A 10,516-nucleotide genomic window follows, 5' to 3' on the forward strand; every position below is an offset into this window, starting at 1 on the left:
ACGCCGCCGCGGCGGCCGTCGACCCCGAGGAGCCGCGGTGACCGAGTCCCAGGAGCCCTCGGCCCAGCTGCCGGGCCCGCGGCACGCCGCGCCCCGCGCGGGGGTCCGCAGCCGGCTGCGCGGACGGGCGCTGGCCATCGCGGCCGTGCCGACCGCGCTGCTGGTCGGCGCCGCGTACACGCCCACGATGGCGGTGGCGGAGCCCAAGTCCGACAAGGCGTGCGCGAGCGCCCCGGACACGGTGATCGAGGAGACGCCGGTCCCGCAGAGCGAGATCAACGTCGTTCCCGACACCGCCTCCACCAACCAGGACCCGGCGGCGAAGAAGAGCACCGCCCCCGCGTCCGGTGCCATCACCACCAACGCCGCGTTCACCACCGCCGCGGCGCCGCAGAGCACCGGCAACCGGGCCGACCCGGCCGTCTACACCACCTCGGACACCAGCCAGGCGGTGCACGGCGCCGTGCAGCAGGCCGGTCTGATCGACGACATCGTGAACGGCGTCTTCCACCCGGGGACGGCCAAGAGCGCCACCCCGACGCCGACCCCGGTGCCGCCCGCGCCCAAGGGCGACACCTCCGCGTCCGCCTCGCCGTCCGCCCCGGCCTCGCCGTCGGCCCCGGCGCCCAAGAGCGACCCCGCGCCGCCCGCCGCCCCGGCGTCCTCGCCGCCGCCGTCCGCCCCGGCGTCCGGTAAGGCCCCGGCGAAGGGGAAGGCCGCGACGCCCGCGCCGTCGCCGTCCGCCTCCGCCGGGCCGAACTGCGTGCTGGACACCCGCAGCGCGGTGGCCAAGGCGGCGCCCGCCGGCCATGTGGTGCCCGAGCAGAACTGGACCCTCAAGTCCAGCCGGCTGGCGCTGCACGGCTCGGTCTTCAACGGCGTCTACGACGTGAGGACACCGACCGGCACCAAGCGGGTGCTGAAGTTCACCACCAGCAGCGTCGACATCGGCAATCTCGACATGTCGACCATTCAGATACCCGGGCTGACCTTCCACGTGAAGAGCGCGCCCAACTCCACGTCCACCATGCGCAACGGCCCGATCACCATGTACGTGGAGCGGCTGTCCGGCCACCTCTCGGAGATCTACGGCCTGCCGATCCCGATCGACCTCGGCGAGATCACGCTGACCCCGGACACTCTGCCGAAGTGGCTGTGGGACCTGCTCAGCGGTGTGCCGATCCCGCTGGACATCACGCTGACCGGGGCCACCGCGATCCAGGCCGGCCAGTTCGGCGGCACCCTCAAGATCCCCGGCATGAAGCTCTACAACGACGAGGAGCCCTACGTCGGCAAGTAGCCTCCGCCCGCACTCCCCGCCCGTACGCCGAAGGGCGGCCCCCCGACCGGGAGGGCCGCCCTTCGGCGTGTGCGGGGAGCGTCAGTTCTTGACGCGGGTGCCCAGGTGGTGGACCTGGACCATGTTGGTGGTGCCGGGGATGCCGGGGGGCGAGCCGGCCGTGACGATCACGGTGTCGCCCTCGGCGAGCCGGTCCAGGCGCAGCAGCTCGCGGTCGACCTGCTCGACCATCTCGTCGGTGGTGGCCACCTGCTCCGTGACGTACGCCTCGACGCCCCAGCTGAGCGACAGCTGGTTGCGGGTGGCGGAGTCCGGGGTGAAGGCGATCACCGGGATCGGCGAGCGGTAGCGGGACAGCCGGCGGGCGGTGTCGCCGGACTTGGTGAAGGCGATCAGTGCCTTGCCGTTCAGGAAGTCGCCCAGCTCGCAGGCGGCGCGGGCGACCGAGCCGGACTGGGTGCGCGGCTTGCGGCCCGGGTTGAGCGGCTGCAGGCCCTGGGAGACCAGCTGCTGCTCCGCGGTCTCGGCGATCCGGCTCATGGTCTTGACCGTCTCGACCGGGAACTTGCCGACGCTCGACTCGGCGGACAGCATGACCGCGTCCGCGCCGTCCAGGATGGCGTTGGCGACGTCCGAGACCTCGGCGCGGGTCGGCCGCGAGGCGTGGATCATCGACTCCATCATCTGGGTGGCGACGATGACGGGCTTGGCGTTGCGGCGGCAGAGCGTGATGAGCTCCTTCTGCACCAGCGGGACCCGCTCCAGCGGGTACTCCACGGCCAGGTCGCCGCGGGCCACCATGACCGCGTCGAAGGCGAGGACGATCTCCTCCATCGCCTCGACGGCCTGCGGCTTCTCGATCTTGGCGATGACCGGGACGCGGATGCCGACCTCGTCCATCACCTTGTGCACGTCGTCGATGTCGCCGGCGTTGCGGACGAAGGAGAGCGCGACCATGTCGACGCCGAGCCGCAGCGCGAACCGCAGGTCGTCCTTGTCCTTCTCGGAGAGCGCGGGCACGTTCACGGCCGCGCCGGGCAGGTTGATGCCCTTGTTGTTCGAGAGCACGCCGCCCTCGACCACCACCGTCTTCACCCGCGGGCCGTCGACGCTGACGACCTCCAGGGCGATGACGCCGTCGTTGATCAGGATCGGGTCGCCGGGCTTCACGTCGCCGGGCAGGCCCTTGTAGGTGGTGCCGCAGATGTGCTGGTCCCCGGGCACATCCTCGGTGGTGATGGTGAAGGTGTCGCCGTTGTCGACGGTCACCGGGCCGTTGGCGAAGGTCGCCAGGCGGATCTTCGGGCCCTGCAGGTCGGCCAGCACCCCGATGGTGCGGCCGGTGTCCTCGGCCACCTGGCGGACCTTGCGGTACCGCTCCTCGTGCTCGGGGTGGGTGCCGTGGCTCATGTTCAGTCGGGCGACGTTCATGCCCGCCTCGACGATGGCCTTCAGCTGTTCGTAGGAGTCCGTGGCAGGACCCAGGGTGCAGACAATTTTCGCTCGGCGCATATCGGTCAGTCTATCCGTTCGTGTTATCGGTGCATTCCGCTCGAAACCTGAGGGATCGCCAACGAACCATCCCGAGGGATGGGATACTGACCGGTAGTCAGAAACTCGCCGGTCGGCTCACCGGACAGCAGTCTGCACCAGCGTGAAGGCCTGCTGTGCGATCTCCAGCTCCTCGTCGGTCGGGACCACCGCCACCGCCACCCGGGAGTGCGCGGCGGAGATGATCCGCGGCTCCCCGGAGCGGACCGCGTTCAGCTCCGGGTCGACCGCGATTCCCAGCGCGTCCAGCCCGGTGCAGGCCGCCTCCCGCACGGGCGCGGCGTTCTCGCCCACCCCCGCGGTGAAGACGACCGCGTCGACCCGGCCGAGCACGGCGCAGTAGGCCCCCAGGTACTTGCGCAGCCGGTGGACGTACGCGTCGAAGGCCAGCGCCGCCGCCGCGTCGCCCTCCTGGGAGCGGCGCAGCACCTCGCGCATGTCGTTGTCCCCGCACAGGCCGAGCAGGCCGCTGCGGCGGTTCAGCAGGGCGTCGATCTCATCGACCGTCAGCCCGCCGACCCGGTGCAGGTGGAACACCACGCCCGCGTCGATGTCGCCCGAACGGGTGCCCATCACCAGGCCCTCCAGCGGGGTGAGCCCCATCGAGGTCTCCACGCACACCCCGCCGGCCACCGCCGAGGCCGACGCGCCGTTGCCCAGGTGCAGCACGATCACGTTCAGCTCGGCCGGGTCCCGGCCGAGCAGCCGCGCGGTCGCCTGCGAGACGTACCGGTGCGAGGTCCCGTGGAAGCCGTAGCGGCGGACCAGGTGCTCGTCGGCGACCGCCCGGTCGATCGCGTAGCGCGCCGCGTACTCCGGCACGGTCGCGTGGAAGGCGGTGTCGAACACCGCCACCTGCGGGAGGTCCGGACGCAGCCCGCGGGCCACCTCGATGCCGCTGATGTTGGCCGGGTTGTGCAGCGGCGCGAGCGGCACCAGCCGCCGGACCTCGGCCAGCACCTCGTCGGTGATCAGCGTCGGCTCGGTGAACCGGCGCCCGCCGTGCACCACCCGGTGCCCGACCGCCACCAGCTCCGGCGAGTCCAGCCCGAGCCCGTCCGCGTCCAGCTCCTCGGCGACCGCCCGCAGCGCCGCCGCGTGGTCCGGGAAGACCTGCCGCCGCTCGCGCCGCTCCTTGCCGTCCGGGGTGTGCACCAGCCGCCCGTCCGGCTCACCGATCCGCTCGGCCAGCCCGGCGGCGGGGCGGCTGCCGTCCAGCATGTCGATCAGCTGGTACTTGACCGAGGAGGACCCGGCGTTCAGCACCAGGACCCGGGTGCCCGCGCTCATCGCGCCGCCTCCCGGTCCGCGCCCTGGGCCTGGATGGCCGTGATCGCGACGGTGTTGACGATGTCCTCCACCAGAGCTCCCCTGGACAGGTCGTTGACGGGCTTGCGCAGGCCCTGCAGCACCGGCCCGACCGCGACCGCGCCGGCCGACCGCTGGACCGCCTTGTAGGTGTTGTTGCCGGTGTTCAGGTCCGGGAAGACCAGCACGGTGGCCCGGCCCGCCACCGCCGAGCCCGGCAGCTTGGCGGCCGCCACCCGGGCGTCCACCGCCGCGTCGTACTGGATCGGGCCCTCCACCAGCAGCTCCGGCCGCAGCTCGCGGACCAGCTCGGTGGCGCGGCGGACCTTGTCCACGTCCGCGCCCGACCCCGAGGTGCCGGTCGAGTACGACAGCAGCGCCACCCGCGGCTCGACGCCGAACCGGGCCGCGGTCTCGGCGGAGCGGATCGCGATGTCGGCCAGCTGCGCGGCGTCCGGGTCCGGGTTGACCGCGCAGTCGCCGTACACCAGCACCCGGTCGGCCAGGCACATGAAGAACACCGAGGAGACCGTCGCCACCCCGGGCGAGGTCTTGATCACCTCGAAGGCCGGGCGGATGGTCGCCGCGGTGGAGTGCGCCGCGCCGGAGACCATCCCGTCGGCGATTCCCTCCTGCACCATCAGCGTCCCGAAGTACGAGACGTCGGCGACCACGTCCAGCGCGGCCTCGACCGTCATGCCCTTGTGTGCCCGCAGCTGCGCGTACAGCTCGGCGAAGCGGCGGCGCAGCGGGCTGGTGGCCGGGTCGACCACCCGCACCTGGGCGCGGTCGGCCCCCTCGACCGGGGCGGGCAGCTCGATGCCGAGCGCGGCGGCCCGGCGGTGCACGGCCTCCGGCTCGCCGAGCAGGGTGAGGTCGCAGATGTTGCGGCGCAGCAGCACCTCGGCCGCCCGCAGCACCCGGTCGTCGGTGCCCTCCGGCAGCACGATGTGCTTGCGGGAGCCGCGGGCCCGCTCCAGCAGCTCGTGCTCGAACATCATCGGGGTCACCCGCTCGGACCTGACCAGCTCGATCCGCCGGGTCAACTCGGCGACTTCGACGTGGAGTTCGAACAGCCCGAGGGCGATCTCGGCCTTCCGCGGGCTGTCCGGCCCGATCCGGCCCTCCAGGTGGGTCAGCGCCGCGGCGGTCAGCCAGCTGCCCTCGGGGACCGCCGCCACCGGGGTCCCCGGCGCCAGCCGGGCCGCCAGCGCCATCACCTCGGGGCCGGGCTGCAGCCCGAGGGTCAGCAGCACCCCGGCGATCGGCGGCGCCCCGGCGGCGTGCGCGGCCAGCGAACCGATCAGCAGGTCGGCGCGGTCACCCGGGGTGACCACCAGCGCCCCCTCGGTCAGCGCGGTCAGGAAGGCCGGCAGCATCGCACCGCCGAACACGAACGAGCGCACGTCCCGGGCCAGGCCCGCGGCGTCCCCCAGCAGCAGCTCGGCGCCGGTCGCACCGACCAGCTGGGCCACGGTCGGCGCCGACAGCGCGGGCTCCTCCGGGATGACGTACGCGGGGACCGGGAGCTTCTGCGCCAGGACCTCGCGGACCTGCTCCCGGGTGCCCGGCGCGACCCGGTTGGCGATCATCGCCACGGTCGAGCAGCCGAGGTCGGTGTAGGCCCGGTGGGCGTTGCGCACCTCCGCGACCACCGCCTGCGGGTCCTCGCCCTGGCCGCCCACCACCGGCAGCACCCAGGCGCCGAACTCGTTCGCCAGCCGGGCGTTGAAGGCCAGTTCGTCCGGGATGTTGGTGCCCGCGAAGTCGGTGCCGAGCACCAGCACCGCCTGGCACTCGCGCTCCACCGCGTGGAAGCGCTCCACCAGCGCCGAGACCAGCTCGTCCTGGCCCTGCGCGGCCTGCAGGGCGGCGGCCTCCTCGTAGGTCAGGCCGTACAGCCCGGCGGCCGGCAGCTGCAGCCGGTACCTGGTCCGCAGCAGCTCCACCACGTGGTCCCCGCCGGCCCCGCCCGGACCGTGCGCGTGCACCAGCGGCCGGAACACCCCGGCCCGGTCCACCTGCCGGGTCAGCAGCTCCATGACCCCGAGCTCGACGGCCTGCCGGCCGTCCCCCCGGTCGATCCCGGTCACGTACACGCTGCGCGCCACGCGGGTGTCTCCGTCCCGTCGCCCTCGAATCTCCGTCACCTCGACCCTACCTTCGCGCTCCGCCCGAGGGCGGCCCTCGCGCGGCCCGGCGGACCGGTCCCGGGACCTGCGGGAGGCCGGCCGGCGCGGCCCGTCCCGCCCGGCCCTGAGCTGGGCTTTCACCGCAGGGCACGTCACTCGCGGTGATCGTCCGGGGGGCGTTGAGTAAAGCCTGGCCGGATCGGCCGTACTACGGTCCTCGAACCCGGGCGGCTCGCGTCCCGGGCCTCGCTGATGCGCCATCAAGCGCACGTTGCATCGATGAGGAGCAGCGCGTCATGAGCTTGGACCCGTCCTGTCCGATCGGGGAACTCCCGGCCGACATCAAACGGTGGATCCGGGTGCAACACTCCGTCTACTGCCACCGTGAGCTGTTCCGTGGGATCCGGGACCCCCGGCTGAACATCAAGGCCGCGGTCAAGGAAGGCATCATCCGGGCCTTCGCCGACCGCACGGTCACCGCCCGGGGCGTCGCCGAGGCGGTGCTCGGACATGCGCTCGCCGCCGGCCACGAGCAGGCGCAGCGGTTCCGGGTCCGCGGCGGCCAGGTCCACCGGCAGAGCCTGGTCGAACTGCTGGGGCAGGAGGCCGACGGCGACCCGGACATCCTGCGTGGCCTGCAGGAGGTCGACGGCCTGTCGGGGCAGCGCAACGCGGTCTTCATGTGCCGCAGAGTCTTCCGGATAACGGGTCCGCGGACGAGCCTGATCCTCAACAAGACCGTCGGCACGACGGCGACCACGCTCACCTACACGGAGAGAGTGGCCCTCGCGGCAGTGGACCTCAAGTATCTGGCCGAGTTCTTCAAGGAATCACTTCCGAGAGAGGAGTCGAAATGACCACAGCCCGGACCATGACGGTCCGACGGGATTCGCACGCGAATGCACACCGGCCGCGGGTCGGGACCCATGGCAGGCTGGCCGAACCGACCTCGCTGCAGCTCTCCGAGCGCGACTACGAGGCGATCCTCGACGAAGCCCGGCTGCGCCGGTCCGGGGGCGCGGCGACGGGCTCGCAGCAGCGCGGTGTCACCTATCTGCCCGGCTGCCGACCCGAGCGGTCGCGCTCCCGGGTGCGGCTGGCGCACCTCGCGATCGAGCTGAGCGGTGCCCTGCGGATAGGGGTGATCGGGATGGCGGTCTTCCTCATCGCCCGGGGGGAGGTGTTCAACGGGCTGGCATTGATTCCGCTGGTCGTTCTGGATGCGCTACGACGGCTGAACGACTGATCGTTGCGGGAGCTGCCTGCCACCCGTGGGTTGGAGGCCGATGGCGGCAGGCAGCCACAGGTACACCCTTGAGACAGGAGAGCACCGTATGTCCATCAGTAGCACGACCGGCGGAGCGGGCGGCGAGAACGGAGAAATCGCCCGTCCGGACGGGAACGACGGAGCAAACCGGTCCCTGGAGGCCGCGGTCGCCGATATGCTCCGCACCCCCCGGCACCGCGCCGCGCTGGCCGCGGTGGTCGCGCGCGAGCAGGACGGGCGGCGCCCGGGGTTCCGGTGCGCCTGCGAGTGCTGTGCCGAGCGGCGGGAGCGGTCGCGGGCGCGGCGGACGCTGACGATCTCCGGGGCGCAGCTGGTGCTGGGCTGCCTCGTGCTGGTGCTCGGCGCGATCGGCCTCGACCAGGTCGTGCACCACGGGCCGCAGGCCGGCGTGTACGGGGTCTTCGCGGGCCTGGCGGTCTCCGTCATCGGCCTGCTCCACACCATGCGGCCGAAGAAGTCGGCCTGAGGCCCCGGGACGCGGCGGCGCCCGGGCTTCCCGGTGGGATCGGGGAGGCCCGGGTGCGGCGCGGCGGCTCAGGCCGGGCGCAGCCAGAGGGTGGCGAGCGGCGGGACGATCAGCTCGGCGCTGCCGGGCTGGCCGTTCCACGGGGTCGGTTCGGCCTTCACCGGGCGGGAGTTGGAGACGCCGCTGCCGCCGAACCGGGCCGCGTCGGTGTTCAGTGCCTCCTCCCAGAGCTGGTCCTTGCCGGCCAGCTTCGGCAGGCCGACCCGGTGGCCGTGCCGGACCACCGGGGAGAAGTTGCAGATCGCCACCAGCGGGGTGCCGTCGGCGGCGTACCGGACGAAGGAGAGCAGGTTGTCCTCGGCCGCGCCGCCGTCCAGCCAGCGGAAGCCGTCGGGGGTGGTGTCCTGCTCCCACAGCGCCGGGCTGGCCAGGTAGACCCGGTTGAGTTCGCCGACCAGCTGCTGGGTGCCGCGGTGCTCGGCGGCGGCCGGCCAGTCGTCGGCGAGCACCCACCACTGTGGGCCGTGCTCGTGGTCCCACTCCGCGCCCTGCGAGAACTCCTGTCCCATGAACAGCAGTTGCTTGCCCGGGTGGGCCCACATGAAGCCGAGGTAGGCGCGCTGGTTGGCCCGCTGCTGCCACCAGTCGCCGGGCATCTTGGTGACCAGGGACTGCTTGCCGTGCACCACCTCGTCGTGCGAGATCGGCAGGATGTAGTTCTCCGAGTAGGCGTACACCATCGAGAAGGTGATCTCGTTGTGGTGGTACTTGCGGTGCACCGGCTCCTTGGACATGTAGACCAGCGAGTCGTGCATCCAGCCCATGTTCCACTTCAGCCCGAAGCCGAGGCCCCCGCTGTCGGTCGGGCGGGTGACGCCGTCCCAGGCGGTGGACTCCTCGGCGATGGTGACCACGCCGGGGCAGCGCCGGTAGACGGTGGCGTTCATCTCCTGAAGGAACGCGGCCGCGTCGAGGTTCTCCCGGCCGCCGTACCGGTTCGGGGTCCACTCGCCGCCCTCGCGCGAGTAGTCGAGGTAGAGCATCGAGGCGACGGCGTCCACCCGCAGGCCGTCGATGTGGAACTCCTCGCACCAGTACGTGGCGTTGGCGACCAGGAAGTTGCGGACCTCGGTGCGGCCGTAGTCGAACTCCAGCGTGCCCCAGTCCGGGTGCTCGGCGCGCAGCGGGTCGGCGGGCTCGTACAGCGGCTCGCCGTCGAAGCGCGCCAGCGCGAAGTCGTCCTTGGGGAAGTGCGCGGGCACCCAGTCGACGATCACGCCGATGCCGTGCAGGTGCAGGGTGTCGACCAGGTACCGGAAGTCGTCCGGGCTGCCGAGCCGGGCGGTCGGCGCGTAGAAGCCGGACACCTGGTAGCCCCAGGAGCCGCCGAACGGGTGCTCCATCACCGGCATGAACTCGACGTGGGTGAAGCCCAGTTCCTTCAGGTAGCCGGGCAGCTCGGCGGCGATCTCGCGGTAGCCGGTCAGGTCCGGCCGCCAGGAGGCCAGGTGCAGCTCGTACACCGACATCGGCGCCCGGTGGTGCACGGTGTGCGCCCGCCGGGCCATCCACTCGCCGTCGCCCCACTCGTACCCGGAGGTGTGCACCACCGAGGCCGTGGCGGGCGGGCACTGGGTGGCGCGGGCCAGCGGGTCGGCCTTCTCCAGCACCCACCCCTGCCGGGTGCGGATCTGGTACTTGTAGGTGGCGCCGTCGCCGAGACCGGGCACGAACAGCTCCCAGATCCCGGAGGAGCCGAGCGAGCGCATCGGGTGGCCGGTGCCGTCCCAGTGGTTGAAGTCGCCGATCAGCCGGACCCCGACGGCGTTCGGCGCCCAGACCGCGAACGCCGTGCCGAGCACCCCGTCGACCTCGCGCACGTGCGAGCCGAGCGCCCGCCACAGCTGCTCGTGCCGGCCCTCGGCGATCAGGTGCAGGTCCAGCTCGCCCAGGGTCGGCGCGGTCCGGTAGCCGTCCTCCTGTTCGAGCAGCTCGCCGCCGGGGTAGCCGACCCGCAGCCGGTACCGGGGGAACTCCTCGCCCGCCAGCAGGCCGGTGAACAGGCCGGACCGCTGGTGCGTCAGTTCGGCCGGGCCGTGCTCGGTGTCGATCAGCACCCGCTCCGCGAACGGCCGCAGCACCCGGATCGCGGTGCCGCCCTGGGTGGGGTGGGCGCCGAGCAGGGCGTGCGGGTCGTGGTGGCCGCCGGAGACCAGCCGGTCGACCTCGGCCGGGGGCAGCGGCGCCTCCGGCAGCCGCAGCACGGCGTCCGGCCGCGGCTGCGGGAGCAGCGGCGCGCCGGCCCCGGGCCGGTCCTGGGCGTCCGGGCCGTCGGACGGCTCGGCCCGCCGGGGCGCCCCGGCCGCCCGCGACCGGCCCGCCCGGGCTGGGGTGCCCCGCTCGGGCAGGAAGGTGGCGGGCACGGCGGGGGTGGTGCGGTCCGGCTTCGGGCCGAGCGGGGTCACGACGGG

8 protein-coding genes are annotated in these 10,516 nt (G+C 72.9%); 4 read left to right on the forward strand and 4 right to left on the reverse strand.

Going from position 1 to position 10,516, the window contains the following annotated elements; all coding sequences use genetic code 11:
- Positions 1-37: 37 nt before the first annotated feature.
- The gene (locus AA75_RS49585) at positions 38-1,300 is read left to right on the forward strand and encodes a hypothetical protein (RefSeq protein WP_033821713.1); all 1,263 of its coding nucleotides are present in this window, start codon (positions 38-40) and stop codon (positions 1,298-1,300) included.
- Between the two features lie 81 nt (positions 1,301-1,381).
- Here the strand turns inward: AA75_RS49585 and pyk are convergent, their stop codons facing one another.
- From pyk to pta, 3 genes are all read right to left on the reverse strand, one after another.
- Positions 1,382-2,812 (reverse strand): pyruvate kinase, encoded by a 1,431-nt coding sequence (gene pyk, locus AA75_RS21095; protein WP_033821714.1) that lies wholly within the window; start codon positions 2,810-2,812, stop codon positions 1,382-1,384.
- Positions 2,813-2,929: 117 nt separating this feature from the next.
- On the reverse strand, positions 2,930-4,141 hold the full coding sequence (locus AA75_RS21100; RefSeq protein ID WP_033821715.1) for an acetate kinase: 1,212 nt from the start codon (positions 4,139-4,141) through the stop codon (positions 2,930-2,932).
- Positions 4,138-6,270 (reverse strand): phosphate acetyltransferase, encoded by a 2,133-nt coding sequence (gene pta, locus AA75_RS21105; RefSeq protein WP_033821716.1) that lies wholly within the window; start codon positions 6,268-6,270, stop codon positions 4,138-4,140. The genes AA75_RS21100 and pta overlap by 4 nt, the downstream gene beginning before the upstream one ends.
- A 317-nt stretch (positions 6,271-6,587) precedes the next feature.
- Here pta and AA75_RS21110 point away from each other — a divergent pair, with 317 nt between their 5' ends.
- From AA75_RS21110 to AA75_RS21120, 3 genes are all read left to right on the forward strand, one after another.
- A complete protein-coding gene (locus AA75_RS21110; protein ID WP_033821717.1) occupies positions 6,588-7,148 on the forward strand; it encodes a hypothetical protein in 561 nt (186 codons plus the stop codon).
- A complete protein-coding gene (locus AA75_RS21115) occupies positions 7,145-7,537 on the forward strand; it encodes a hypothetical protein (protein ID WP_033821718.1) in 393 nt (130 codons plus the stop codon). Before AA75_RS21110 ends, AA75_RS21115 begins: the two co-directional genes overlap by 4 nt.
- 88 nt (positions 7,538-7,625) lie before the next feature.
- Positions 7,626-8,045, forward strand: a complete 420-nt coding sequence (locus AA75_RS21120) for a hypothetical protein (RefSeq protein ID WP_033821719.1) — start codon at positions 7,626-7,628, stop codon at positions 8,043-8,045.
- 68 nt (positions 8,046-8,113) lie between these two features.
- On the opposite strand, the gene glgB is transcribed toward AA75_RS21120, so the two are convergent.
- Positions 8,114-10,309, reverse strand: coding sequence for a 1,4-alpha-glucan branching protein GlgB (glgB, locus tag AA75_RS21125; RefSeq protein ID WP_233289120.1), 2,196 nt, complete (start codon positions 10,307-10,309; stop codon positions 8,114-8,116).
- Positions 10,310-10,516: the final 207 nt, after the last annotated feature.

Source organism: Kitasatospora sp. MBT63, assembly GCF_000710465.2.
Lineage (GTDB): Bacteria > Actinomycetota > Actinomycetes > Streptomycetales > Streptomycetaceae > Kitasatospora.